The sequence below is a fragment of the Brevibacillus aydinogluensis genome, assembly GCF_961514395.1.
GTDB classification, from domain to species: Bacteria; Bacillota; Bacilli; order Brevibacillales; family Brevibacillaceae; genus Brevibacillus; species Brevibacillus aydinogluensis.
Map to the genome: position 1 here is coordinate 802,446 of NZ_OY569118.1, position 24,820 is coordinate 827,265.

Sequence of the window (24,820 nt, forward strand, 5' to 3'; positions counted from 1 at the left end):
TGCAGCACAGGCAGTCCCGCGCAGATGGATGACAAAAAAGCCCTGTCCAGCCGAAGATGACGGCTGACAGGGCGCTTTTGGCCATGGATTACGATTTGAAATTGTCCATGCTGGAGGAGTGGCCGGGCTGCAGTTTCGCATCCGGATTAATGTAGGCGACCGCGTTGTTTACAGCGGTAGGCGCTTCGCCGAAGCCGACGGCGATCAGTTTGACCTTACCCGGATAGGTGGCGATGTCGCCGGCCGCGTAGATTCCCGGGATGTTGGTCTCCATGCGGGAGTTGACGAGGATGGCTCCCTTTTCCAGTTCCAGTCCCCAGTTCTTGATCGGTCCCAACGAAGAGATGAAGCCGAAGTTGACGATGACGGCGTCCACTTCCAGCTCGCGTTCTTCCTTGGTGACGTTGTTGACGATTGTGAGCCGTTCAATGCGTTCGTCGCCGTGCAGGGCGGCGATTTCATACGGCGTGGTGACTTTTACGCTGGAGGACATCAGCATTTCGACACTGTGTTCGTGAGCGCGGAACTTGTCGCGGCGGTGGATGAGAGTGACTTCTTTGGCAATCGGTTCGAGCATCAGCGCCCAGTCCACGGCGGAGTCTCCGCCGCCGACGACTGCGACGCGCTGTCCCTTGAAGGAGTTCAGATCGGTGACGAAATAGTGCAGGTTGGCATTTTCGTACTTGGCTGCGTCAGGATGTTCCAGTTTGCGGGGCTCAAACGCGCCCACGCCGGCGGTAATGATGACCGCCCGCGAGTAGTGAATGCCTTTGTCGGTGGTAATTTCAAAAATGTCATTCGGTTTCTTCTCGACGTTTTCCACCTTTTCCTCCAGGCAGACAGTCGGTTGAAACCGGGAGAGTTGTTCTTTCAGATTGTTGATCAGGTCTTGGGCAAGCACTTTCGGAAACCCGGCCACATCGTATATGTATTTCTCCGGGTACAGAGCAGAAAGCTGTCCGCCAAGCTGCGGCATGCTTTCGATGATCTTCACGCTAACTTGTCGCATCCCGCCGTAAAATGCGGTAAACAAACCGGCAGGTCCGCCGCCGATAATGGTAATGTCATACACCTGCTCGTCCTTTTGCAGAAGATTCAATCTCAAGCACCTCCGAAATATTCTGAAAGCATCTTTTCCTATTATAACCATACCTGTAAACGAAAAAAAGAAGGGAAAAAAGTGGGATAGGTCAGAAATCACTTGAAAATCTTGTCGACTCCTTTTAATATGAGTGTGAATGTAACGAATTTGACAAAATTTTTTGTTTCCTGGATTGTGCATTTTTTCACAGATTGGGGCAGCAGATCTGACAGGGCAATTATTCCGTTCATACTGGAGCAGCCGCATAGGGCATCTTAAGAGTATCCAATCACGTGAAATTTCGCACAAACTTCCAGGAAATGACTATCACCACACGAATGGAAGGGATACCATGAGCACACCCAAAATTCTCATCCTCGGCGCCGGGTACGGAGGCCTGCTGACCACGCTGAAGCTGCAGAAAAAGCTGAATTACAACGAAGCGGAAATCACGCTGGTCAACAAGCACAATTACCACTACATCACCACCTGGCTGCACGAGCCGGCTGCTGGCACCGCCTCTGCTGACCACGCCCGCGTCAACCTGGATCAGATCATCGACATGAACAAGGTGAACTTTGTAAAAGGCACCGTTCAGTCCATCCAGCCGGAAGAACAAACTGTCACCCTGGAAAGCGGTGAAGTGCTCAGCTACGACTACCTGGTGATTGGTCTGGGCAGCGAACCGGAAACGTTCGGCATCCAGGGCTTGAAAGAACACGCGTTCAGCATCCGCAGCATCAACGCTGTGCGCCAGATCCGCGAGCACATCGAGTACATGTTCGCCAAGTACAAAAACGAGCCGGAGCGCACCGATTACCTCACCTTTGTGGTGGGCGGCGCAGGCTTCACCGGCATCGAGTTCTGCGGCGAGCTGGCCGACCGCGTTCCGGAGTTGTGCCAAGAGTTTGACGTCGATCCGGAACTGGTCAAAATCTACTGCATCGAAGCGGCACCGACCGCCCTGCCTGGCTTTGATCCGGAATTGGTCAACTACGCGATGGACGTCCTGAGCCGCAAAGGCATCGAATTCAAGATCGGCACGCCGATCAAGGAATGCACCGAAAATGGCGTCCTGCTGGCGAACGGCGAAGAGATCAAGTCGAAAACCGTCGTCTGGGCGGCGGGTGTGCGCGGCAACAGCATCGTGGAGAAATCCGGCTTTGAAGTTATGCGCGGCCGCGTGAAGGTTGACGAGTACCTGCGCGCGCCGGGTTACGAAAACGTGTTTGTCGTCGGCGACTGCGCGCTGATCTTTAACGCTGAGGGTCGTCCTTATCCGCCGACCGCCCAGATCGCTGTCCAGGAAGGTGAATGCTTGGGCGACAACCTGGCGGCCCTGATTCGCGGTGAAGTGATGCAGCCGTTCGTTCCTGCGCTGCAGGGTACCCTCGCATCGCTCGGCAAAGGCGAAGGCATCGGCATGGTCGGTTCGAAAAAGCTGTTCGGCAGCACCGCCGCCCTGATGAAGAAGGCGAGCGACCTCCGCTACCTGTGGAAGATCGGCGGAGTCGGCCTGGCCATGAAAAAAGTGCGGTTGTAAGAGGCAGCCATGCGTCACGCCAGTGTTCAGGTCAGAGGACTGCTGACGAGGGATGAACTGGAGCGCTACAACGCGCTGATGGAAGTAGGCGCCTATCTGGAGGAACAGGGCCGCTACGATCTGTCCAAGCACGTGCAGCGCGAAGTCGACATCCTGATCCTGCCCGCGATTGAGCGTCTGAAAGAAAAAGGGCGGGAGCGGGATAGGGAAAACCTCCGCTACATGATCGACAACGGACTGCTCGACGCAGACGACGAGTAGCGCGAAAACAAGAGCGAAGAAACGCGGGCAGTGTAAAATGCGGGGCAGACGTGCACGCTGCCACGCCCGCGCTATCCATCTTCACGCATTTGTGAGAATGAGCAAGAAAAACCGGGATGCAGCCGCTTACATCCCGGTTTTTTTCTGTTTTCCGAGTGATTTTCCCGTTGTCGAGGCTGCGAATTCTCTGCTATAGTAAGACACATCAAAAAAATCAGAAAATACAATTTATTTCCCGGATGGATGGGAAAGGAGAGATCACCATGAGAAGCGAACAAGAACAATGCCCGTACTGCAAAGGACAGGGGTATTTCCAACTGCTGCTGGGCGGCACTGAGAACTGTCCGGGCTGTGACGGCACCGGGACTTTGTCCGCACCGATGCCGACCGCTTCTGCCGTCAAGGCATAGCTGAGCCGACTAAAGTCGGCTCTCAGCATGCAGACAAAGTCCGAGGTGCATGGGAGATCGGGCCCGCTCGCTCGCTTGACGCCCAGCATAGAAAAGGAGCGCCACCTCTAAATGGGCTGCGTAGCGATGCGGCTTTGGCGATCCCCCGCAATCGATGCGGAGCGTGCAGTTTGTGCTTCCCTGTTGGGCGAGCACGGGCCGCGCCGAACGCGAGCGTTAGAGCCGACCATAGTGGTTCCGCCGCTTTTCCAATTGACCTCATCCTGCGATTGGGCTACACTAAAAAACGGAAACGGACGTGTTTGAGATGAAATCCCGATACGTCAGAAGGCTGGAGGATTGAACGGTCAATGGATTTGCTGCAATTTATGGTGTCAATTGTGCTGTTTGCCGTGCTCGGCTTTGGCATCGGCTTTATCATAAACATGATATTGCGGACGACCTGGCTGCCTGTGGTGCTCGTCGGCGGCGTAGTGGTCGGGGCGTTGGTGTACAAAAAAATCGTTCCCGGCCCCTGGGACGCGATCATTCTGGGATGCGGCATGGCGGGAACCGTGCTCAGCGGTTGGACGATTCAAACGCTGCGCAAAAAAGGATATCGTATGTTTTAACCGTTGGTTTGGCGGGCCTGTTGCGGGCCTGCCTTTTTTGATGCGTCTCCTGCACAGGCCGGCTGATTGTGCCGCAAGATGCAGAATATTTTTGTAATCAGGTCATTTTGTGTATAGTTTCCTTCTCTTCGGGACAAGACTAGTACCGAGAGGAGGTTTATATCAGAATGATTGGTAAGCGATTGGTGAGTATGATCGTCCTGGGCGTTACCGTACTGACCGGATTCGCGACCGACGGATTGGGGTACAATGTGATGGCAGACCATTCTGTTAAGACAGTGTTCGGCGTCTCGGAGATGAGAGATGGCCGGCAGGTCGTCAAGAAACGGACGGTTTCCACCAGCTCCTTCACCCCGATGACCGACAAGAACGAACTGATGCTGGAGCAGTATCCCAAGGTGCGCGTCGTGGCGACCGGGTATTACGCCGGGTATGAGTCGACGGGCAAACACCCGTCCCATCCGTCTTACGGGATTACGTACTCGGGCGTAAGGGTTCGCCGGGATGAATACTCCACCATTGCCGCCGACCTGCGCGTGTTTCCGCTGGGAACGGTCCTCTACATACCCGGTTACGGTTACGGCGTAGTTGCGGACAAAGGCGGGGCCATTCGCGGCCACAAGATCGACCTCTATTTTGAGACAAAACAGGATGTGTACAAGCAGTGGGGCAAAAAAGCCCTGGACGTGTACGTCATCCGCCGCGGCGACGGCAAGGTGACGGAAGCGATGATGACCCAACTCAACGAAAAAGGAATCGCGGCAATGGCCGACCCCATCAACTGACTGCAGCGGGTTGGAAACACAAAAAGGATTTGCCCCGGAGTGAGCCGGCGGCAAATCCTTTGCTTGTGTACAGGAGAAATCAAACGGTCAGGTGCGATCGTCCGGGTACAGTAGTTTGACCAGGTGTTCCAATCCGTTGAGAATACGGGGGGACGGGCGGCAATAGAGTCCTTCTTCCAGCAGATGGACGTGCCCATGGCGGATGGCGTCCATCTCTCCCCACCCGGGCCGATCGGTGATCATTGCCGGTTTGATTCGGCGCAGCTCGATGCCGCACCAGACGACGCAGACGTGATCAGGATTCCGCTCCCGCACCATGTCAGGGGTTGCTTTGACATTGGCACAGGGAAAGTCGGCGAACACATTGACGCCCCCGACAATTTCGCTTACATCGGTCAGCCAGTTGTCCCGTCCTGGGGTGTAGATTGGATTGGGCCACCATTCCCAATACAGCTTCGGCCGGGTGCTCTGCTTCGCTGCCGTCTGACGGATTATTTCCACTCTTTCGGCAAATTGCTGCGCCAGCCGTTCGGCGGCTTGTATCGTACCGGTGGCTTCGCCCACCAGCAGGATGTCGCGGGGAATGTCGGCGATCCGCGACGGATTCAGCACGATGTGGGGAATCCGACGAGCCGCCAGTTCCTCCACGTTTTTTTCCATACCGGGAACGCTGAGCGAGGCGACAACCAGATCGGGCTGCAGCGCCTCCACTTTCTGCATGTCAATTGACAAGTCGGGGCCGACGCGCGGCAGGTGCTGCCATTCATCTGGCCAGTCGGAGTGGTCGTCCAGACCGACCACCTGATCGCCCAGTCCCAGGTAATAGAGGATTTCCGTATTGCTCGGACAAATGGAAACGATGCGCATGCTCTCCCTCCCCGAAACGTCGCTGTCCGGCTCCGTTTCCGGTGCGGGACAACTCTGTCCGTCTCTTTTCGTCTACAGCAGCCGATGCGTAATCAGCGCGACCATGACACCCAGCCATCCGCCGACGAATACCTCGATCGGCTGGTGGCCGAGCAGTTCTTTCAGCTTTTGGGCCTTTTCCTGCTTGGGACGCACCTTAAAGGTCTTCATCCCCTCCAGCAGATGGTTGAATTCGTCTACCAGCTTGTTCAGCACGACAGCCTGCATGCCGGCATGGCGGCGGACGCCGGCCGCGTCAAACATGACGATGACCCCGATAATCGCGGAGATGGCGAACATGCTGCTGCTGAACCCTTCCCGGATGCCCACGGCCGTCGAAAGGGCAGTTACTGCGGACGAATGAGAACTGGGCATGCCGCCCGTGCTGAACATCAGCGACCACTGCCAGGTCCGGGTGGCGATGTAGTGAAGCGGGATTTTGATCAATTGGGCAATTCCTATGGCAATCAGAGCCGCCCATAACGGAAAGTTGTCAAGTATTGCTGCCATAGAAAGATCCATTCCTTTCTGATCTGATGCGTCTGCGTATGTATATTGTAACAGAACAGCGTTTCGGGCATCCGTAAAGTTTTCGTCAGGATTTCGAGACCGGGCAAACTGTGTTACGATGGAAAGCGGAAGGACGGTGGCGGTTGACCATGCGATACCCCGAGCAGTACATACGGTTTATCGAGAAGTTCAACGCCGGCGAGTACTACGAATGCCACGACCTGCTTGAGGAAATCTGGATGGAAGACAAAGCGAACAAGTTTCTCCAGGGTTTGCTGCAAATGGCGGTCGGACTGTACCACTTTTCCAGCGGCAACGTCAAGGGTGCGCGACTGATGCTGGCCAATGCCCGCAAATATCTGGCCAGGTATGGTCCGCGCCACTGGGATCTCGATGTCGACGCAATTCTCCGGTTTCTCGACGACTGCATGGACGCACTGCCGCAGGCGGACGTCATTCCGTATACGGAAGCGAAAGCCATTCCGTTTCCTTCCCTCCATCTGAGTCTGGATAGGCCCTAAGGCATTCATGTGCCCGTAGCTTTATCCTATCACAGAGAAAGAAGGAAAGGTATATGAACGTCACTGTGGAAAAACGGAGCGCATGGTGGACCGTTGCGTGCGATGAGCTGGTGCTCCCGCTGTGGAAAGAGGAAGAACTGGCGCAGGTGTATCCGGAATTGGATCAACGGTTTGCAGGCGGGTTGGCCGCGCTGCAGCAGGACAAGGAAATCAGCGGAGAGGCCAAGTCGGTGGCTGTCGTTCACACGATGAGCCGGCTTCAGGCCAAAAAGTTGATTGTCATCGGCATGGGTGACCGGGAGAAGGCCGACTTCGTCTCGATCCGTGCTGCCTGGGGGCGTGCTGCCAAGACGGTCGGCGGCAAAGGCAGCGGCAAAACCGTGGCCGTGGATCTGCGCGGCGGACGGGAGTTGTCGACCAGCCGCTTCGCACAGGCGGTGACAGAGGCGTTTTGCCTGGCGTCGTATCACTACGAAGGCTATCGGCAAAAGCCGAAGCGGGAGGCGGAGCCGCTCGGGACGGTGAAGCTGCTCGTCGGCAGCGACGAGGAAGCGGCCAGCGCCATGCTGGGCGTGATGCGCGGCGAAGCGCTGGCGCAGGGGACCAACCTGGCGCGGACACTGGTCAACGAACCGGGCAATTACCTGACGCCGCGCGCCCTGAAAGACGCAGCGGTGGCTGTGGCCAAACGCTTCGGTATGGCGTACGAGGTGCTGACAAAAGATAAGCTGGAGGAAATGGGCATGGGCGGCCTGCTTGCCGTTGCCAAGGGCAGCGTCGAGGAGCCGTATGTCGTCGTGGTGAAATACCAGGGAACAGAGACCTGGGAAGACGTGATCGGCCTGATCGGCAAAGGCGTCACGTTTGATACGGGCGGTATTTCCATCAAGCCGGTTGCCGGTATGGAAGCCATGAAGTCCGACATGGGCGGCGCGGCAGCGGTGATCGGGGCGTTGGAAGCGCTGGGACAGATAAAACCCCGGGCGAACGTGCTCGCGGTCATCGGCTGCGTGGAAAACATGCCATCGGGAACAGCCTTCAAGCCGGGCGACGTGATTACCACGATGAGCGGCAAGACCGTGGAAATCATCACGACCGACGCCGAGGGACGGATGGTCCTGGCCGATTGCATCACCTACGCCAGAAAGCAGGGTGTCTCGTGCCTGGTGGATGCCGCCACCCTGACCGGCGGGGCCGTCGTCGCTCTGGGCCACTACTGCTCTGCCGCGCTGACCAACGACGAGGCGCTCGTCAGCGAACTCCTGTCCGCAGCCGCACAGGCCGGGGAACGCCTCTGGCAGCTGCCGCTGTTTGAGGAGTATTGCGAATTGAACAAAAGCCGCTATGCCGACCTGAAAAACTCGGGCGGCCGTTACGGCCACTGCATCATCGGCGGCGCCTTCTTGCGGGAATTCGCGGAGGATACCCCGTGGGTCCACCTGGACATTGCCGGCACGGCGTACACCAGCAGCGCGAAAGACATGCAGCCGGCGGGCGGTACGGGCGTCATGGTCCGTACGCTTGCCCAGTTTGTGATGAATCGCAATCAATCCAATGCGTAAAGGAGTTGGTAAACCATGTTTCAAAATCCGAGTGACGAACGCCGCCGCCAATTGCTGGAGGAAGCGAAAACCATCGCGGTGGTCGGCCTTTCCAACAAGCCTGAGCGCACCAGCCACATGGTCGCCGCTGCCATGCAAAACGCCGGTTATCGCATCATTCCGGTAAACCCGACGATTGCCGGCGAGACAGTCCTGGGGGAAAAAGCGGTCGCTTCCCTGAGCGAGATCGACGAGCCCGTGGACATCGTCAACGTATTTCGCCGCAGTGAAGACGTGCCGCCGGTCGCCGAAGAAGCGGTCAAACTGAAACCCAAAGCCCTCTGGCTGCAGCAGGGGATCGTCAATGAAGAGGCGGCCGCGCTGGCGAAACAGCACGGCATCGAGGTCATCATGGACCTGTGCATCAAGGTGGATCACGCCCTCCTGCGCGTGGGGAAAAAATAAACCGGCGGACGCCGCCGTCCGTCAGCGGACGGCAGGCGGATTTGTCCCGCATTGCGAAGGACGCCCCCTGCACATGGTCAAGACCCCATTTTGTAGACACTTAAAAAACCCCCGGCCGTTAGGCCGCATGCTGACGCCTGTACTCGACTGGCGTCAGCTTATTTAATTTGATTTGCAAACGCTCCTCATTGTAAAAACGAATGTACTCCTCAATTCGTCTTTGCGCCTCATCCAAACTTCGAATATCATAAGGATAGAGAGCTTCTGCCTTTAAGTGCGAGAAGAAACTCTCCATAGGGGAATTGTCTAAACAATTGCCCCTTCGGGACATGCTGATTCGGGCGCCAACCTTTTGCAGCATGTCGTGGTATGCATGGGACGTGTACTGGAAGCCTTGATCGCTGTGTACGATCAGTCCAGTCACGTCCTTATGCTTTTCAAATGCTTTCCGAAACGTCTCTAGGACAAGGACATTGTCATTGTGTAAGCTCACATGGTGCGCCACGATTTCGTTGTGAAACAAGTCTTTAATCGCAGATAAGAAGATACGTTGATCTCCTACACGAAACTGGGTAACATCGGTGACCCACTTCTGGTTCGGTTTCTCGGCTGTGAAGTCACGCTTCAACAAATTTTCGGCAACACGACCATCTGATTCAGCCGCTCGATACGTGCTCCGATACGCTCGTTTGCCACGAATAATGGCTTTCAGCCCAAGAATTTGCATGAGCCGTAACACCTTCTTATGATTCACAACCTTGCCGTATTGACGAAGGAGTTCCGCTTGAATTCTTCGATACCCATATATTCCTTTTCGTTCATCATAGATGGTTTGAATCTGCTGTTTCAGTTCTCCGTCTCTATCCCACTCCTTCTGTGCAAGATATCGATAATACCCACTCCTCGATACACCAAGAAGTTTGGAGAGTTCGGTAATCGGGTACAATGCTGCCACATTCTCCATCACACGATACTTTTTTCTTACACCTCCCGCATCCAGATTTCCAAACACTTTTTTAGAATTTCGTTCTCCCGTTTCAATTTTTTCACATGTCGATCTTGATCGATGTACTCTGGACGTCGTCCACGCTGATCCAAAAGACCGAACTCCCCAAGTTGTTTGTATTTCCGCATCCATTTTTTTACTCGATCCTTATCCTGGATTCCTAAATGCTCAGTGATACGTCTGTATGTCCACTTCTCCTCTACATGCAATCGTATTGCCTCCATTTTCAACGACAAAGGATAATGCTTGAACTTTTGACCTTTGATAGCCATAAAAAATTCACCCCTTAAAGTAACATCGGTTATCCCAAGGGGTTTTTCCAATGTCTACTTTAAGGGGTGCACTCTAAACATTGGCGGGGGTGTTTTTCTTGCAGTGATCTGCAGGATATGGTAAGAAGGTGGTATACCTCAATGAGTCGGTTCCGTATGGCCGGCCGCTCTCCGCATATACTACACGGGACGGCATTGTGCCCGGGAATCGATCACGCCTGTCGGAACAAAGGAGTGAAGCCCCATGGTTACCAACAAGCCCCTGGAAAGCAGGCATGACCGCGTGCCCCCCAATCAGAAAGTGACGACCGGCTTTCCCGTCCTGCACTACGGCGATGTACCGGAGTACACCGATTTGGCAACCCAGTGGAGCTTTCGCATTTTCGGCCTGGTCGAGCAGGAAGTGACGCTTACCTATGAGCAGATCATGGCCCTGCCCAAAACCCAGGTGACCAACGACATTCACTGCGTCACCGGCTGGAGCAAGCTGGACAACGTCTGGGAAGGCATTCCCGTGGAAGAAATCGTGAAGCTGGTCAAGGTGAAGCCGGAGGCCAAATACGTGATGCTGCACGCCGAATTTGGCTGGACGGCCAACATGCCGCTGGACGATTTCCTCAGGCCGGGCAACCTGTTTGCCTACAAGCACAACGGACAGGACCTCACCCCGGAACACGGCTGGCCGCTCCGCTTCGTCATCCCGCACCTGTACTTCTGGAAAAGCGCCAAATGGGTGCGCGGCGTCGAGTTTTTGGAAAAAGACAAGCAGGGATTCTGGGAGAAGAACGGCTATCACATGTACGGCGACCCGTGGAAAGAGCAGCGGTTTGCGTGGGATTAAAAAGACCGTTTTAACGCTGTCCGTTTACTTTACCGGAGCTTATGCGTATAATAATTTCTAGAGATGATCGCTACCGTTCTTTTACGGATGGTAGGTCAAGAGTAGTCAGCGGGAAAGGGCAACCTTTCCCGCTATTTCGTTATGGGGAGGGTAGCAACTTGCAGAGAAGGGCGGCAGTTTTCATTGATGGCGGGTACCTGGATAATGTATTGCTTCATTATGGCAAGGCGAAAATCGATTACGAAAAGATGGTTCAAGACTTGACCGGCGAAAATCCCTTGCTGCGCGCATATTATTATCACTGTTTACCTTACCAATCCGCCGAGCCGACACCTGAGGAAAAACAAAAGTTTTCATCTGCGGAGAGATTTCTCAGAAGATTGAGTAGATTGAATAGTTTTACCGTTCGGAAGGGTAAATTACAATACAGAGGAAAAACGGATGACGGAAAACCTTTGTTTGAACAAAAAAGAGTCGATGTTGCTTTAGCTACTGATTTAGTGATGCATGGTACGAAAAGATTAATAACTCACGCAATCTTGATCACAGGGGATAGTGATTTTATCCCCGCAGTAGAGATAGCTCAATCAGAAGGAGTACATATCACGTTATTTTATGGAAACGGAGAAAATTCAATGCCCCATGATGAACTGATGGACGCTGTAGATTCCAGACACATGATCACACAGGAAATGATTGATAAATGGAAAAGGGAGGAAAGGTCAGAAACGATATAATCACAAGGTGGGTTATTGATTGAAGTGCAGGTGGTCAGACCAATTACCATAATTTATGCATGAATTTGTCCGCTTGGCCATCCGATAAACATGGTGAAGAGGCAATTCCTCGACAAATGTTCTTGGGAATAAATTTGAGGCAGTCAAATTGTGCAGGAGACTGCCTCCTTTTTTTCGCAAAAGCACCAAATGAGGAGATACTTCACTTAGCTACCATGATTTATATAAGGAAATTATTATATTGATCAATTATAATGACATCGTTCACGTACTACTTCTCCGATCATCTAAAGACTAGATGGTCGGAGCTTTTTATCAAACAACCGCCTGCTCCAGGTTCGTCCGCTTCGTGCATGGAACGGCATGGACGATTTCAAGCTCCGGAAGCATGGCAGAAGACGTAGATCATTTGTTTTCGATGAACGATAAGGCAATGTGACAATCTCTAATTATACACCGTCATAGCGAGTATCTCAATTCACCGCTGTTGAGTCAGCCAAACATATTTGCTCCAGCTGACCCCCGATTTGCTGTCCCCCAGCATGATCCTCAAATCTCTCCCGGTTTTTGTCCGCATTCACGATCCTGCACATCATTTCTTCGCACATTCAGGTTCCACTCCCTTCGGCACGTATTTGACAAATCATCTGCATCGTTGACATTCGTGCTTGATATGTTCGCAATTCTCTGATTATTGGTGATCGTTGACAGACATTGGGAGACACGCTATAATCCAACTAATCATATCGGAATTATAAACACAAAGATATGATGTTCACTTATGCAAAAATCATCGTGTGATCGGAGAAAAGGAGAGAAACACAACATGAAAAAAACGCGTTTGTTGATGATCATGCTGCTCGTGATCGGCACGCTGCTTTCCGCTTGCGGAGGTAACTCGTCGGACGATTCGGCCGCATCTGCTGGGGAGAAAACGTCGATCAAGGTGGGTGTGACGGCCGGCCCGCACGAAGAAATCATGAACAAGGTAAAAGAAGTGGCCGCAAAAGAAGGATTGGACATCAAAGTCGTCGTGTTCAACGACTACGTTCTTCCCAATCAGGCGTTGGATAAAGGAAACATTGACGTAAACAGCTTTCAAACCATTCCGTTTTTAGAGAAATTTAATGAAGATCACAAAACACAGATCGTCGAGATTGGCAAAACCGTTACCTTCCCGATGGGGATTTACTCCACCAAGTACAAGAAGGTGGAAGACATCCCGGAAGGCGGCACGGTCGGCATCCAAAACGACCCGACCAACCGGGCGCGCGCTTTGCTGCTTTATCAGGCGGCGGGATTGATCAAGCTGAAAGACGGCGTCGGCGACAAAGCAACGCCGCAGGACATCATCGAAAATCCGAAAAAACTGGTCTTTAAAGAACTGGAGGCAGCCCTGCTCGCCCGGACGCTGAAGAGCCTGGATGCGGCAAGCATCAACACCAACTTTGCCATGGAAGCAGGGTACAACCCGAAAAAAGACGCGATTTTTGCCGAAGGTGCGGACTCCCCGTACGTCAACGTTATCGCAGTCAACGCAAAGGACAAGGACAACCCGCTCTATCAAAAACTGGTCACGCTCTATCGGTCGGAAGAAGTCAAGAAGTTCATCGAAGAAGAGTTTTCCGGATCGGTGCTCCCTTCTTGGTAAGGAGGGGAGCGTCCCAACAGGGAGGAGCATGGGCAGATGATACAGCTGACGAATATTCACAAGACATACAAGGTTGGCAGCAAACAGGTAGACGCATTAAAGGGCGTAACGCTCCACGTCAACAAAGGAGAAATATTTGGCGTGATCGGATTCAGCGGAGCAGGGAAGAGCACCCTGCTGCGAACGATCAACTTGCTGGAAAAGCCGACAAGCGGATCGGTTGTGGTCAACGGGCAGGACATGCTGAAGCTGTCCGAAAAGGAACTGCGCCAGGCCCGCAAAAAGATTGGCGTCATTTTTCAGCATTTTAACCTGCTGTCGTCGTACAACGTGTTTGACAACGTGGCCGAAATTCTCAGGATGAATCGGGTGCCGAAAGAGCAGATTCGTAAAAAAGTGGAGGAACTTTTGCGCCTGGTAGGTTTGGAAGACAAGGCAAACGCCTACCCCTCCCAATTGTCGGGCGGGCAGAAACAGCGGGTGGGGATCGCCCGGGCGCTGGCCATGGACCCGGAAATCCTGCTATGCGACGAGGCGACCTCGGCGCTTGACCCGCAAACCACAGAGTCGATTCTTGACCTGCTGTTGGACATCAACCAAAAGTTTGGCCTGACGATTGTGCTGATCACCCACGAGATGCAGGTCATTAAAAAAATCTGCGACCGCGTCGCGATTATGGAAAACGGGGTCATCATCGAGCAGGGAACGGTACTGGATGTCTTCAGCAATCCACAGCAGCCGACGACGGGCAACTTTATCAAGACGGTTTTTGATGACAAGGTCCCGAAAGAGATGCTGGCCAAAATCAAGAACGCCGGTCCCAGCGCGTACATCCTGCGCGTCGCGTTCCGAGGCGATGCGGCGCTCGATCCTGTGTTGGGAACGCTTGCCTCCCGCTATCCGGTCAAAACAAACCTGCTGTACGGATCGATCAGCTCGATAAAAGGTACCGCGCTCGGCATTCTGCTGCTGCATATTTCCGGTGAAGACAAGGCGGTGCAGGAGGGAATTGCGTATCTGCGCCAGTCCGTGTACCGGGTGGATGTCGTATCACAAGCGGAGGTGGGGGTATAATGGATCGACTGGTGGAACTGCTGCCGTTGTTTTACCAATCGTTTGAAGAAACGGTGATCATGGTCGGGGTCTCCCTGTTCATCGCCACGCTCTTGGGCATCCCGCTGGGCGTGCTGCTGGTCATTACCCGTCCGGATCACCTTGCCCCCAACAAATGGGTCTACCACAGTCTCAACGTCATCATTAACGTGATTCGTTCGCTTCCCTTCATCATTTTGATGGTGGCGATCATTCCATTCACAGAGTTTGTCGTCGGCACCTCCATCGGTGTCGAGGGCGCGATCGTGCCGCTTATCGTGTACACCACGCCGTATATCGCCCGCCTGATGGAAACGGCACTGCTCGAAGTGGACCGGGGCGTAATCGAGGCGTATCAGGCGATGGGCGCGTCCCGCTCGCAAATAATTTTTCGCATCATGATTCGCGAAGCCCGACCGGGCATCGTCTTGTGCCTGACCATCGCGACCATCGGCCTGATCGGGGCGACGGCGATGGCGGGAGCGGTCGGCGCGGGCGGCCTGGGCGATTTGGCGCTGCGCTACGGCTATCAGCAGTGGGACATTGAAGTGATGATCATGACGGTGATCATTCTGATCTGCCTGGTGCAGGCAATCCAATCGCTCGGCAACTGGGCAGCCAAAAAACTGAAGAAAACCGCGTAAGCCAACTGCTGGCTTTTGGCACACATCTCCACCCGCGTCAATGACTGGCGCGGGTCTTTTCATTTGGCGAAAAAGGCTGTGGCTGCCAGGTCCAGAGAGCAGACCGTGTAGCCATCGCCGTTTCAAATCTGAATCAAAAATTGTTATTTTATATTAAAAACATTACCCAAAAGAGGATCGGGCAGCTTGGGACCGGCAATCCCTATACAAAGGAGCGTTGAAATGGGTAAAGAGTCGCGGTTGTTTAAAACGCTTTTTCTTATGCAGTTGTTGTCATCCTTTCTCGTATTTTCGGGTCATTACACGGCCTTGGTGCTTCAGTACGACAGTGCTTTCTGGGCCACTGCCCTGAATCAGCTGAGCCGGTACGGCACTGTTCTGCTGGCGATGATCAGCGGGTTTTTTACGGCCCACACCTTTGATGTCAAACGGCCGACGGCGCGGCAGTTCTTTTCCGGAAAGCTGCTGTATGTAGTTGTGCCGTTCCTGTGCGCCGGAGTGGTGTATCATTATTTGCTCTACGACGAATGGCCGCATACGAAAGCAGCGTTTGTCTCGATTCTCTTGGGCAAGACGGGCGATCAGCTCTACTTTCTGTTTATGCTGTGCCAGTATTACGTCTTTGCCTACCTGTTTCGAAACATGATCACCAAGCAAAACATCACGGTCCTGATCTGGTTGTTCATGGGACTTCAATACGTGTACATTCACTACCTGCATCACGGATGGCTGGGGTTGACGACGCGCCATTTCTTTCCCGCCTGGATCTTCACCTTTTACCTGGGCCATCTGCTGTATTGGTACCGGCATGAGATGATGCACTTCCTGCGAACACATCGGGGGCTGCTGCTCGCCTGTACGCTGCTGTCCGTCGTTAGCGCGGTCCTGTTTATCCTGTCTGACACCATTTATGTGGCGGTTCACCTGCGATTCGTGCTGGCGGCGTTTGTCTCCCTGATCGTGCTGATCATGGTGCTGGAGCGCTGGGCAGATTCAATTCCGATCCGGTTCCGGAAAGGGCTCACGCTGTTTATCTATTTGACCCATTCGGCCGTCATGATCTGCTGCAACCTCGCACTGATCAAGCTGACGGGGGATCTGTCGTGGATTTTCGCCAACATTGGGTTGACACTGCTCTACCTGCTGGTGATCTACGCGGGCACTGTGTTCCTGTCGTGGGGACTGTCCCGGATCATGTACACCGTGGAGGGCATGACGCGAAACATGCGCCAGTTGAGCGGGTGAGGATTTGTGCAAAAAATGTCCGATTTCAAAGAGAATTCAAAAAAAGAAACGATACACTGTGCTTGTACCGGGAAGGGTACCAGAATCAGGAATTGGCTGAAGGGGTGAGACATGGTGTTGAAAAATACCAAGGGGAAGAGAGCGGGCATGTGGAAAAAGTCGTCGGCCGTTGTCCTGTCTTCCGTACTGCTGGCAGGCGTTCTGGCGTCCAGTTCCGATGCCGCGGTCGCGACCAAAAACGTGCAGGTTAAATACAACAATGTGAAAGTGACGTACAACGGCCAGCTTGTTCCCACCGACATCGAACCGTTTTTGATCAACGGCACGACCTACATTCCTCTGCGGATGATGGCTGGTGTGTTTAACAAGAATGTGGCGTGGGACGGGAACACGTATACCGTGAGCGTCACGGACAAGGAAGACCCCCGCATTGCCACCCTGCAGGCGGAAATTGCGCTAAAAGATGCCCGGATTGCCGAGCTGGAGAAGAAATTGAAGGATGCGGAGGACAAGCTGGCAAAAGCCGAAGACGATGACGTCGATGACCGGATCGAAGAGCTGGAAGATGACCTGAACTACGACTATGGAGATTATGAGGATCTGGAATGGTCGATTTACTTGAGCGGCGACGAGGATGAGATTGAGGTGGAGATTGAAGTCGACCTTGACGAGTATCAGGATGAATACGACGATCTTTCTACCAGAGACATCGAGAGACTGGTGGAAAATATCTGCAACGATATCTGGGATGAATTCGAGGATGCCGATATCGACGGGGTCATCATTGACATCGCCGACGACGATGAACTGCACGACTTCTACGGTGATGCCGACAGCGGCGACATTGAATTGGACGGAAAAGAAATCTGAATGAATCCCCGGGGGAAACATCGGGGGACACTTGCGACAGGGAACTCGCTGAAAACAGCGGGTTCCTTTTTTCATGCGTTCACCCGACACACAACTCTTCCACGATCATTCCTAGAGTTTTCCACAGTTCTCTAAGGCGAATCAAAGATTGAAACCCTACACTAAAGCTGTACCTGGGTACAAGTTTAAAATATTGGAAAGGATGATGGAGATCATGTTCAGCAAAGCAAAAATCGGAATGCTGTTGGGAGCAATGGCTACGGCGTTGAGCATTGGCAGCATCGGAAGCGTCTACGCCGCTGCCGACAATCAGCAGCCTGTGGATAAAGGCGTTAAGTTCGAACATAAGGGCTGGTTCAACGCGGAGAAACTCGGAAAAGGTAAAGTATTCGTAAAAGGGCCGTCCCTCTGGGAAAACGATGATCTGCTGGATCTGCTGAAGCTGGATAAGGAACAACTGCAAAGCAAGCTGAAAGACGGCAAATCGCTGGCCGACGTGGCCAAGGAGCTGGGCGTGTCCACGGATGAGCTGGTCAGCCTCTTGACCAAGCAGGAGGAAGAACGCCTGGCAGCAGCAGTGAAGGAAGGCAAGCTGACAGAGGAGCAGGCGGATAAACTGAAGGAGAACATTGCCGAGCGAGTGCAGCACTTCGTGGAAAACACTCATCCGGGAAAAGGCTTCGTGAAGTTCCGCGCACTGTTCCCGGGATTCGGTGACAATGAAGAGCTGCTGGATCTGCTGAAGCTGGATAAGGAACAACTGCAAAGCAAGCTGAAAGACGGCAAATCGCTGGCCGACGTGGCCAAGGAGCAGGGCGTGTCCACGGATGAGCTGGTCAGCCTCTTGACCAAGCAGGAGGAAGAACGCCTGGCAGCAGCGGTGAAGGAAGGCAAGCTGACAGAGGAGCAGGCGGATAAACTAAAGGAGAACATTGCCGAGCGGGTGAAGCACTTCGTGGAAAACACTCATCCGGGAAAAGGCTTCGTGAAGTTCCGCGCACTGTTCCCGGGATTCGGCGACAATGAAGAGCTGCTGGATCTGCTGAAGCTGGATAAGGAACAACTGCAAAGCAAGCTGAAAGACGGCAAATCGCTGGCCGACGTGGCCAAGGAGCAGGGCGTATCCACGGATGAGCTGGTCAGCCTCTTGACCAAGCAGGAGGAAGAACGCCTGGCAGCAGCGGTGAAGGAAGGCAAGCTGACAGAGGAGCAGGCGGATAAACTGAAGGAGAACATTGCCGAGCGGGTGAAGCACTTCGTGGAAAACACTCATCCGGGAAAAGGCTTCGTGAAGTTCCGCGCACTGTTCCCGGGATTCGGCGACAATGAAGAGCTGCTGGATCTGCTGAAGCTGGATAAGGAACAACTGCAAAGCGAGCTGAAAGACGGCAAATCACTGGCCGACGTGGCCAAGGAGCAGGGCGTGTCCACGGATGAGCTGGTCAGCCTCTTGACCAAGCAGGAGGAAGAACGCCTGGCAGCAGCAGTGAAGGAAGGCAAGCTGACACAGGAGCAGGCGGACAAGCGAAAAGCAGAGATCGAGAACGTGGTGAAAAAGCAGATCGAGCGGACCTTTCCCGCCGGTCACGCTGAAAAGACCGTGGTAGAACAGTAATTGTTGAAACAGCGAAACTGAGGCAGGTGAGCAATCACCTGCCTTTTTCAAATCTGTTTCAAAAAAACGGATGGTTTACTAATAGATTGGGAGCGTACGGCCACAGGCACAATTGGTGTAGTATATAAACATAGAAATGCGCTCTTCCCTGCCGTCGCCCGCAACGCAGAAGGCAGGGGACAGGAGCAGGAAAGAGGGGTGGGTATGCGAATTCTCGTAGTAGAGGATGAACGTCATTTGCTTCAGGCGATTAGCGCCGTGTTTAAGGAAGAAGGATACCAGGTAGACTGTGCCGACCGGGGAGATGAAGGCCTGCTGCTGGCGGAACGAGGCATTTACGATCTGCTGGTGCTGGATATCATGATGCCTGGTTTGGACGGCTTGTCGATGATAAGAACGTTGCGGTCAAAAGGCAATTTGACACCGGTTTTGTTTCTTACCGCCAAAGACAGCGTGGAAGCCCGGGTCGAAGGCTTGGACGCCGGAGCCGACGATTACCTGGTCAAACCGTTTGCGGTGGAAGAACTGCTGGCGCGAACGAGAGCGCTGCTGCGGCGCAACGGGAAGTTTGCCAAGGAAGGCGAGCTGAGCTATGGCCCGATTTGCCTGAAGGAGTACGAGCACGACGGGTATGTGGGACCCCATCCGCTGCGGTTGACCAGCAAGGAGTACGATCTGCTCAAGTATTTTCTCTACAACCGGGAACAGATTTTATCGCGCGACCAGATTTTCGACCGGGTCTGGGGCATCGAATCCGAGGCGAACTACGGCATTGTGGACCTGTATGTCCATTATCTGCGCAAAAAACTGGCCGATCACGGGTGCGACCACTATATCCGCACGATTCGGAACGTCGGCTACATCCTGAAGGGAAACAATGAGCATGTTTAGAAAGACGCGAATCCGCCTGGTCACGCTGAATGTGATCGTGTTCGTCCTGCTGTTGAACGGTCTGGGGGGCGCGCTGTACGCCTCCATGCAGTATCGGCTGTATGCTCAGGTGGACGCAGAATTGAAGCAGATCGGAAAACGTCTGCTGTTTGATCCGTTTCCGTTTTTTCGGGCAGAGAAAAGGCGGATGCTCGACGTGGACAGGCGGATGGTCTTCCTGCTCTGGGACGATCGGGGAGAGCTGATTCGCAAGGAATACGGCGACTCCATCGACCCGGCAGAACTGCTGAAGTTCCGGCCGGACGGAGTGGCGGATGGCATTGAAACCTTGACGGTGGACGGGCAGACCTACCGCGTCTACACCTTGTCCATCGACAAGCGGGTGTTCGCGGAGGGACGGGTGTGGAAGGTGAAACGGATCCAGATGGTGGTCAACCTGGAACCGGAAGAAAAAATGCTGAACACCCTCCTGTACGTGTTGGGAATCGGCGGTGTGGTCAGCATCGTGATCGCTGTCTTCGCGGGGCTGTTCCTTGCCAAGAGGGCACTGATTCCCATTCAACTGTCGTGGGAGAAGCAGCAGCGTTTTATCGCGGACGCCTCCCACGAACTGCGCACGCCGCTGTCGGTCATTCTCGTTCATCTCGAACGGCTGTTCCGCAATCCCGACCATACGATTGAACAGGAAAGCGAAAATATTTGGGTCAGCATACAAGAGACGAAGCGGTTGAACAAGCTGGTATCCGATTTGCTCACCCTGGCCCGCTCTGATTCCAACGAACTGCAGATTATGAAGCAGCACGTCCGAATGGACGAGCTGGCGTGGAAAGCGGTGCAGTCCTTTCAGCAGCTTGCCGAGCTGAAGGAGATTGACGTGCAGGCAAACATCGAGCAGCCGCTGGACATGTGCGGAGATGGGGAACGGCTGTACCAACTGCTGGTGATTCTCCTGGACAACGCTTTGAAATACACGAAAGAAAAAGGAACGATCAAGGTCACGTGCAGACGGGACAACCATTGGGTCACGATGGTCGTGGCCGATACCGGCATCGGCATTGCCAAGGAGGATCTTCCCTTCATCTTCGACCGGTTTTACCGCGGGGACAAAATGCGTTCCCGAAAGATGGAAGGCACCGGCTTGGGCCTGTCCATCGCGAAGTGGATCGTGGATGCCCACGGCGGCCGGATTCGCGTGGAAAGCGAGGAGGGCGCAGGGTCCAGCTTTACCGTCATGCTGCCCTCCCGGGTCAAGGACGCGGGCTGATTTTGCATCAGGGGAATAGAAGAAATCCGAGGTGTACGAGTGCCTCGGATTTTTGTTGGTGCGCCCGGCATGGGCGGTAGCTATAGGGTGAAAGTCCCGAACGGGGGTTGGCTGTACCAACCGTTAGCTTAAGGCAAGGGTGTCCGCCGTGAGGCGGAATCTGAAGGAAGCCGGCGGCAAAGTCCTGACCTGAGGTACACGAACCCAATTTGAGGCTGTTGTACTCGGGCGAGCCTGCCGAACAAGGTGAAGCCCCATACAGCCAAGGAGTGCAGCAGTAAATTGGGCAGGTACATGGGACGAAAGTTACCGTCCTTACCCGGGGAGGTCTGCATGATACGCCTACTACCGTTGGCAACCGTCTCCGCGAGGGGGCGCTGAACATGCAGAAGTCAGCAGAGGCCATAGTACTCCGATAGAGGACGCTCGAAGGAGGAAGGGCCGAACATCAAGTCAACACATGTTCTAATCCCTTTCGATACGGTGCGTCGAAGCAGAATTCCGAAATGGAACTTCCTCTGAATAGTAGGGGTGAAGCCCCGAGGGTACAGAGAAGGGCTGAGCATCGTACGGCAAGCTTAGCAACATGTGTGCGAAGAGAGGAGTATCGTCAGGGGCATGCTGGAGAAAGTGCTGTCACGGGACAACCTCATGGCCGCTCTCAAACGAGTGGAGGCCAACAGAGGTGCTGCGGGAATCGACGGTGTTTCAACCGAACAACTGCGCGACTACCTTCGTCAGCACTGGGCGACCATCCGGTCGCAAATCGAGAAGGGAACCTACAAGCCGTCTCCTGTCCGCAGGGTCGAAATCCCGAAACCTGACGGGGGAATACGATTGCTAGGCATCCCTACCGTGGTAGATCGCTTCATCCAGCAGGCCATCCTGCAGGTATTGACTCCCATATTCGACCCAGAGTTCTCCGACTCCAGCTTCGGGTTCCGTCCAGGCCGCCGTGCTCACAGTGCTGTGCGGAAAGCACAACAGTACATCAACGAAGGATTCCGGTATGTGGTCGACATCGACTTGGAGAAGTTCTTCGACCGGGTCAACCATGATATCCTAATGAGCCGGGTTGCCCGCAAGGTGAAGGACAAGCGCCTTCTTAAACTAATTCGCGCTTATCTGCAATCCGGAGTCATGGTCAACGGAGTGTGTGTCACGACGGAAGAGGGCACGCCGCAAGGTGGCCCCTTAAGTCCGCTGTTGGCCAACATTCTGCTAGACGACCTGGACAAGGAGTTGGAGAAAAGGGGACACCGTTTCTGCCGCTATGCGGACGACTGCAACATCTACGTCCGCTCCAAACGTGCGGGTGAACGTGTAAAGGCAAGTGTGGAGCGATACTTGACCAGGGTTCTCAAACTCAAGGTAAATCAACAGAAAAGTGCGGTGGACCGCCCGTGCAACCGGAAGTTCCTCGGCTTTAGCTTTATTCCGGGAAAGGAAGCGCGGATACGTCTGCATCCCAAATCGATCACCCGGTTAAAAGGACGAATTCGCCAATTAACCAACCCACATCGAAGCATGGCCATGCAGGAGAGGATTCAAAAACTCAACCAATACCTCATGGGATGGATCGGGTATTTTGCGCTGGCCGAGGCGAAAACCCATCTTCTGCGAATAGAGGAATGGATTCGCCGAAGGCTCCGGCTCTGTCTATGGACGCAGTGGAAACGAGTTCGTACGAGGTACCGCGAACTTCGTTCGCTTGGATTTTCTCACAACAGAGCACTGGAAATCGCAAACACCCGAAAGGGGGCGTGGCGGACAACAAAATCCCCGCACATGCACAAAGCCCTTGGTATTGCCTACTGGCAACAACAAGGGCTGATGAGTTTGATACAGCGATATTTCACACTTCGTCAAGCTTGGTGAACCGCCGTATACCGGTCGGTACGTACGGTGGTGTGAGAGGACGGGGGTTAGCCACCCCCTCCTACTCGATTGCCGGCACACATTGGGCGCCTGTGCCATAGGCTGTGGTATGACTTGCGGCCGTCGCTGACAGTCAGGGACGTGCAGCAAGAAGGGCTTCCGCATGGCGAGGTGATGACGTGAGACTTCCGTACAACGTACCTGACTTTCTGGGGGCCGTGTTGTCTATCATTGCGGGCGTTGTGGTCATTCTGGAGGCGTATCGGCTGCGGGCCTACGCCCTGTCCCCATATGTGGGCGATCATACGCTGCCGGCCATTCTGGGGCTCGGATTTCTGCTGTTGGGTGCGGTCCTGCTGGTTCGCTCGTTCCGGGATCAGGAGCGGGACAAAGAACCGCCGTCGCCGCACCGAACGAGCATATTCCGCTGCCTGGCTCTATTGGGAGCGTACTGCCTTTTGATTGACATCGTCGGCTACCTGACAGCGACGATGATCGTGTCGGCGATTCTATTCCGTGTCGTCGGCAGGTACGGATGGGGGACGGCCATCGCCTCGGCTGCGGTCCTGACTGGATGCCTGTACGTGGTTTTCATCATGTGGCTGCAGATGTCGTTTCCTGCTGGATTTTTTCTGTGAAAGGGACGCGATAACATGGACACCTTACACCTGTTGTTGGCTGGATTCGCACAGGCGATTACGCCGGAAAACCTGCTTGTGGCCGCACTTGGCGCACTGGTTGGCACGTTTGTGGGGGTGCTGCCAGGATTGGGGCCCACGTCCGCCATCTCCATCCTGCTGCCCGTCACCGCCGTAATGGAACCGACGCAGGGGATCATCATGCTGGCCGGCATTTACTACGGCGCCATGTACGGCGGATCGACCACGGCGATTCTCCTCAACATCCCCGGAGAGATTTCGTCGGTCCCCACCTGTTTGGACGGCTATCCGCTGGCGAAGAAGGGAAAAGGGGGGGCGGCCCTCGGCATTTCGGCCATCGCCTCCTTTGCGGCCGGGATCATGGGCGTCGTCGGATTGGTCTGTTTTGCGCCCGTCCTGGCAGACCAGGCATTGAAGTTTGGTCCTCCCGAATACTTTGCCCTGATGATCCTGGCCCTGACGCTGATGGTCAGCTTGTCGGGAGGCTCCTTGATCAAGGGGTTTTTGATGGGGGCCTTCGGATATACGCTGTCGCTGGTGGGACTGGGGCCGTCTTCCGGGATGCCCCGGTTTGACTACGGCATCCCTCTGCTGAGCGGCGGGTTTGACATGATCAGCATTATTATCGGCCTGTTTGCGATTGCCGAAGTGCTGAAGGGAATCGGGGAAAAGCGGATTGCCACCGTCATCGGCGCGCGCGGCAGCGTTTACCCGTCAAAAAATGATGTGAAAAAGTGCGCCGCGCCCACGATCAGAGGAGGGTTGGTTGGGTTTTTCCTCGGGCTGCTGCCGGGCTGTTCCGCCGCGATCACCTCGTTTCTCGCCTACGATCTGGAGAAAAAAGTGTCGAAGCATCCGGAGCAGTTTGGCAAGGGTGCAATCGAGGGCGTGGCTGCACCGGAAGCGGCCAACAACGCCACCAGCAGCGCCGGGTTTATTCCCCTGTTTTCCCTGGGCATTCCCTCTTCCCCGCCGCTGGCCATCCTGCTGGCCGGATTCATGATCTACGGTTTGACGCCCGGTCCCGTGCTGTTTGAGCAGCACCCGCTCTTTGTCTGGACGGTCATCGCGTCCATGTTCGTCGGCAATGCGATGCTGCTGGTACTCAATCTGCCGCTGGTCTGGGTGTGGGTCAAACTGACGAAGGTTCCGTACGGCATCATGGCGCCCGTCATTCTGATGCTGTGCACCATCGGGGCGTACAGCGTGCGAAACAGCCTGTTTGACGTGGCGGTGGCCTTTGCGTTCGGCGGGCTGGGCTACCTGTTTCACACCTACCGCTGGCCGGTCGTGCCGCTGGTGTTGTGCTTTATTCTCGGACCGCTGCTGGAGGAGTCGTTTATCCAGACGATGGTCATGTCGTCCGGCGATGTGGCAATCGTGCTGGAGCGCCCCATCTCGCTGGTCATCCTGTTGGCGGCAGCCGCTCTGATGCTGGTCTCCCTCGCGCTCAACAGGCGGACGCAAAAGCGGGTACGGGAAGAGCATCAACACGGCGCGGACGTGGCCTAGCATCATTGA

The 24,820-nt window shown here is 54.5% G+C and carries 26 protein-coding genes; 21 read left to right on the top strand and 5 right to left on the bottom strand.

Features of this window, described 5'->3' with window-relative positions:
- Positions 1-88: 88 nt before the first annotated feature.
- On the bottom strand, positions 89-1,099 hold the full coding sequence (locus Q7F15_RS03890) for an NAD(P)/FAD-dependent oxidoreductase (protein ID WP_171567462.1): 1,011 nt from the start codon (positions 1,097-1,099) through the stop codon (positions 89-91).
- Positions 1,100-1,433: 334 nt separating this feature from the next.
- Between Q7F15_RS03890 and Q7F15_RS03895 the strand changes: the two genes are divergently transcribed.
- From Q7F15_RS03895 to Q7F15_RS03915, 5 genes are all read left to right on the top strand, one after another.
- The gene (locus Q7F15_RS03895; protein ID WP_212132129.1) at positions 1,434-2,624 is read left to right on the top strand and encodes an NAD(P)/FAD-dependent oxidoreductase; all 1,191 of its coding nucleotides are present in this window, start codon (positions 1,434-1,436) and stop codon (positions 2,622-2,624) included.
- A 9-nt stretch (positions 2,625-2,633) separates the two neighbouring features.
- Positions 2,634-2,885: a hypothetical protein gene (locus Q7F15_RS03900; RefSeq protein ID WP_171567464.1), complete on the top strand. Its 252-nt coding sequence runs from the start codon at positions 2,634-2,636 to the stop codon at positions 2,883-2,885.
- A gap of 263 nt (positions 2,886-3,148) precedes the next feature.
- Entirely contained in the window at positions 3,149-3,295 is a 147-nt protein-coding gene (locus Q7F15_RS03905; RefSeq protein ID WP_171567465.1) for a YuiA family protein, read from the top strand.
- A 350-nt stretch (positions 3,296-3,645) separates the two neighbouring features.
- Positions 3,646-3,906, top strand: a complete 261-nt coding sequence (locus Q7F15_RS03910) for a YuiB family protein (RefSeq protein WP_171567466.1) — start codon at positions 3,646-3,648, stop codon at positions 3,904-3,906.
- Between the two features lie 167 nt (positions 3,907-4,073).
- Positions 4,074-4,691 carry a 3D domain-containing protein gene (locus tag Q7F15_RS03915; protein ID WP_171567467.1) on the top strand — a complete coding sequence of 206 codons (618 nt, stop codon included), beginning with the start codon at positions 4,074-4,076 and terminating at the stop codon, positions 4,689-4,691.
- An 87-nt stretch (positions 4,692-4,778) separates the two neighbouring features.
- Here Q7F15_RS03915 and Q7F15_RS03920 read toward each other — a convergent pair whose 3' ends face one another.
- On the bottom strand, positions 4,779-5,558 hold the full coding sequence (locus Q7F15_RS03920) for a cobalamin-binding protein (RefSeq protein WP_171567468.1): 780 nt from the start codon (positions 5,556-5,558) through the stop codon (positions 4,779-4,781).
- A gap of 72 nt (positions 5,559-5,630) precedes the next feature.
- Positions 5,631-6,107, bottom strand: coding sequence for a divergent PAP2 family protein (locus Q7F15_RS03925; protein WP_171567469.1), 477 nt, complete (start codon positions 6,105-6,107; stop codon positions 5,631-5,633).
- Positions 6,108-6,256: 149 nt separating this feature from the next.
- Between Q7F15_RS03925 and Q7F15_RS03930 the strand changes: the two genes are divergently transcribed.
- From Q7F15_RS03930 to Q7F15_RS03940, 3 genes are read left to right on the top strand one after another with little or no spacing between them, the layout of a single operon-like run.
- On the top strand, positions 6,257-6,628 hold the full coding sequence (locus Q7F15_RS03930) for a DUF309 domain-containing protein (RefSeq protein ID WP_171567491.1): 372 nt from the start codon (positions 6,257-6,259) through the stop codon (positions 6,626-6,628).
- 53 nt (positions 6,629-6,681) lie between these two features.
- The gene (locus tag Q7F15_RS03935) at positions 6,682-8,190 is read left to right on the top strand and encodes a leucyl aminopeptidase (RefSeq protein WP_304415133.1); all 1,509 of its coding nucleotides are present in this window, start codon (positions 6,682-6,684) and stop codon (positions 8,188-8,190) included.
- A 15-nt stretch (positions 8,191-8,205) separates the two neighbouring features.
- Positions 8,206-8,634: a CoA-binding protein gene (locus Q7F15_RS03940; protein WP_171567471.1), complete on the top strand. Its 429-nt coding sequence runs from the start codon at positions 8,206-8,208 to the stop codon at positions 8,632-8,634.
- A 118-nt stretch (positions 8,635-8,752) separates the two neighbouring features.
- On the opposite strand, the gene Q7F15_RS03945 is transcribed toward Q7F15_RS03940, so the two are convergent.
- Together Q7F15_RS03945 and Q7F15_RS03950 are read right to left on the bottom strand one after the other, a co-directional pair.
- Positions 8,753-9,598 carry an IS3 family transposase gene (locus Q7F15_RS03945; RefSeq protein ID WP_230077168.1) on the bottom strand — a complete coding sequence of 282 codons (846 nt, stop codon included), beginning with the start codon at positions 9,596-9,598 and terminating at the stop codon, positions 8,753-8,755.
- A gap of 17 nt (positions 9,599-9,615) precedes the next feature.
- Positions 9,616-9,912, bottom strand: coding sequence for a helix-turn-helix domain-containing protein (locus Q7F15_RS03950; protein WP_171566349.1), 297 nt, complete (start codon positions 9,910-9,912; stop codon positions 9,616-9,618).
- 244 nt (positions 9,913-10,156) lie between these two features.
- Between Q7F15_RS03950 and Q7F15_RS03955 the strand changes: the two genes are divergently transcribed.
- From Q7F15_RS03955 to Q7F15_RS04015, 13 genes are all read left to right on the top strand, one after another.
- Complete coding sequence (locus tag Q7F15_RS03955; protein ID WP_171567472.1) at positions 10,157-10,753, top strand: sulfite oxidase-like oxidoreductase; 597 nt, start codon at positions 10,157-10,159, stop codon at positions 10,751-10,753.
- A gap of 158 nt (positions 10,754-10,911) precedes the next feature.
- The gene (locus Q7F15_RS03960; RefSeq protein ID WP_230077351.1) at positions 10,912-11,490 is read left to right on the top strand and encodes an NYN domain-containing protein; all 579 of its coding nucleotides are present in this window, start codon (positions 10,912-10,914) and stop codon (positions 11,488-11,490) included.
- Between the two features lie 826 nt (positions 11,491-12,316).
- Positions 12,317-13,141, top strand: a complete 825-nt coding sequence (locus Q7F15_RS03965; RefSeq protein WP_304415134.1) for a MetQ/NlpA family ABC transporter substrate-binding protein — start codon at positions 12,317-12,319, stop codon at positions 13,139-13,141.
- Positions 13,142-13,177: 36 nt separating this feature from the next.
- On the top strand, positions 13,178-14,215 hold the full coding sequence (locus tag Q7F15_RS03970) for a methionine ABC transporter ATP-binding protein (RefSeq protein ID WP_171567475.1): 1,038 nt from the start codon (positions 13,178-13,180) through the stop codon (positions 14,213-14,215).
- On the top strand, positions 14,215-14,877 hold the full coding sequence (locus Q7F15_RS03975; protein WP_171567476.1) for a methionine ABC transporter permease: 663 nt from the start codon (positions 14,215-14,217) through the stop codon (positions 14,875-14,877). The genes Q7F15_RS03970 and Q7F15_RS03975 overlap by 1 nt, the downstream gene beginning before the upstream one ends.
- Positions 14,878-15,099: 222 nt before the next feature.
- Positions 15,100-16,122, top strand: a complete 1,023-nt coding sequence (locus Q7F15_RS03980) for an acyltransferase family protein (RefSeq protein WP_304415135.1) — start codon at positions 15,100-15,102, stop codon at positions 16,120-16,122.
- A 147-nt stretch (positions 16,123-16,269) separates the two neighbouring features.
- The gene (locus Q7F15_RS03985; protein WP_304415518.1) at positions 16,270-16,992 is read left to right on the top strand and encodes a stalk domain-containing protein; all 723 of its coding nucleotides are present in this window, start codon (positions 16,270-16,272) and stop codon (positions 16,990-16,992) included.
- Between the two features lie 214 nt (positions 16,993-17,206).
- Complete coding sequence (locus Q7F15_RS03990) at positions 17,207-18,607, top strand: hypothetical protein (RefSeq protein WP_304415136.1); 1,401 nt, start codon at positions 17,207-17,209, stop codon at positions 18,605-18,607.
- Positions 18,608-18,811: 204 nt separating this feature from the next.
- Positions 18,812-19,498: a response regulator transcription factor gene (locus tag Q7F15_RS03995; RefSeq protein WP_171567480.1), complete on the top strand. Its 687-nt coding sequence runs from the start codon at positions 18,812-18,814 to the stop codon at positions 19,496-19,498.
- The gene (locus tag Q7F15_RS04000; protein WP_304415137.1) at positions 19,491-20,762 is read left to right on the top strand and encodes a sensor histidine kinase; all 1,272 of its coding nucleotides are present in this window, start codon (positions 19,491-19,493) and stop codon (positions 20,760-20,762) included. The genes Q7F15_RS03995 and Q7F15_RS04000 overlap by 8 nt, the downstream gene beginning before the upstream one ends.
- A 618-nt stretch (positions 20,763-21,380) precedes the next feature.
- On the top strand, positions 21,381-22,640 hold the full coding sequence (ltrA, locus tag Q7F15_RS04005) for a group II intron reverse transcriptase/maturase (protein ID WP_230077222.1): 1,260 nt from the start codon (positions 21,381-21,383) through the stop codon (positions 22,638-22,640).
- A 218-nt stretch (positions 22,641-22,858) separates the two neighbouring features.
- Entirely contained in the window at positions 22,859-23,278 is a 420-nt protein-coding gene (locus Q7F15_RS04010; RefSeq protein ID WP_230077842.1) for a tripartite tricarboxylate transporter TctB family protein, read from the top strand.
- 15 nt (positions 23,279-23,293) lie between these two features.
- Positions 23,294-24,811: a tripartite tricarboxylate transporter permease gene (locus tag Q7F15_RS04015; protein ID WP_171567482.1), complete on the top strand. Its 1,518-nt coding sequence runs from the start codon at positions 23,294-23,296 to the stop codon at positions 24,809-24,811.
- Positions 24,812-24,820: the final 9 nt, after the last annotated feature.

Coding starts and splice junctions, on each gene's coding strand:
- Q7F15_RS03985 (WP_304415518.1), top strand. CDS start 16,270: ATGTGGAAAAAGTCGTCGGCCGTTGTCCTGTCTTCCGTACTGCTGGCA.
- Q7F15_RS03945 (WP_230077168.1), bottom strand. CDS start 9,598: ATGGAGAATGTGGCAGCATTGTACCCGATTACCGAACTCTCCAAACTT.
- Q7F15_RS03965 (WP_304415134.1), top strand. CDS start 12,317: ATGAAAAAAACGCGTTTGTTGATGATCATGCTGCTCGTGATCGGCACG.
- Q7F15_RS03970 (WP_171567475.1), top strand. CDS start 13,178: ATGATACAGCTGACGAATATTCACAAGACATACAAGGTTGGCAGCAAA.
- Q7F15_RS03910 (WP_171567466.1), top strand. CDS start 3,646: ATGGATTTGCTGCAATTTATGGTGTCAATTGTGCTGTTTGCCGTGCTC.
- Q7F15_RS03995 (WP_171567480.1), top strand. CDS start 18,812: ATGCGAATTCTCGTAGTAGAGGATGAACGTCATTTGCTTCAGGCGATT.
- Q7F15_RS04015 (WP_171567482.1), top strand. CDS start 23,294: ATGGACACCTTACACCTGTTGTTGGCTGGATTCGCACAGGCGATTACG.
- Q7F15_RS03920 (WP_171567468.1), bottom strand. CDS start 5,558: ATGCGCATCGTTTCCATTTGTCCGAGCAATACGGAAATCCTCTATTAC.
- Q7F15_RS03895 (WP_212132129.1), top strand. CDS start 1,434: ATGAGCACACCCAAAATTCTCATCCTCGGCGCCGGGTACGGAGGCCTG.
- Q7F15_RS03930 (WP_171567491.1), top strand. CDS start 6,257: ATGCGATACCCCGAGCAGTACATACGGTTTATCGAGAAGTTCAACGCC.
- Q7F15_RS03925 (WP_171567469.1), bottom strand. CDS start 6,107: ATGGCAGCAATACTTGACAACTTTCCGTTATGGGCGGCTCTGATTGCC.
- Q7F15_RS03900 (WP_171567464.1), top strand. CDS start 2,634: ATGCGTCACGCCAGTGTTCAGGTCAGAGGACTGCTGACGAGGGATGAA.
- Q7F15_RS03935 (WP_304415133.1), top strand. CDS start 6,682: ATGAACGTCACTGTGGAAAAACGGAGCGCATGGTGGACCGTTGCGTGC.
- Q7F15_RS03975 (WP_171567476.1), top strand. CDS start 14,215: ATGGATCGACTGGTGGAACTGCTGCCGTTGTTTTACCAATCGTTTGAA.
- Q7F15_RS03980 (WP_304415135.1), top strand. CDS start 15,100: ATGGGTAAAGAGTCGCGGTTGTTTAAAACGCTTTTTCTTATGCAGTTG.
- Q7F15_RS03940 (WP_171567471.1), top strand. CDS start 8,206: ATGTTTCAAAATCCGAGTGACGAACGCCGCCGCCAATTGCTGGAGGAA.
- Q7F15_RS03915 (WP_171567467.1), top strand. CDS start 4,074: ATGATTGGTAAGCGATTGGTGAGTATGATCGTCCTGGGCGTTACCGTA.
- Q7F15_RS04000 (WP_304415137.1), top strand. CDS start 19,491: ATGTTTAGAAAGACGCGAATCCGCCTGGTCACGCTGAATGTGATCGTG.
- Q7F15_RS03905 (WP_171567465.1), top strand. CDS start 3,149: ATGAGAAGCGAACAAGAACAATGCCCGTACTGCAAAGGACAGGGGTAT.
- Q7F15_RS03950 (WP_171566349.1), bottom strand. CDS start 9,912: ATGGCTATCAAAGGTCAAAAGTTCAAGCATTATCCTTTGTCGTTGAAA.
- Q7F15_RS03955 (WP_171567472.1), top strand. CDS start 10,157: ATGGTTACCAACAAGCCCCTGGAAAGCAGGCATGACCGCGTGCCCCCC.
- Q7F15_RS03990 (WP_304415136.1), top strand. CDS start 17,207: ATGTTCAGCAAAGCAAAAATCGGAATGCTGTTGGGAGCAATGGCTACG.
- ltrA (WP_230077222.1), top strand. CDS start 21,381: ATGCTGGAGAAAGTGCTGTCACGGGACAACCTCATGGCCGCTCTCAAA.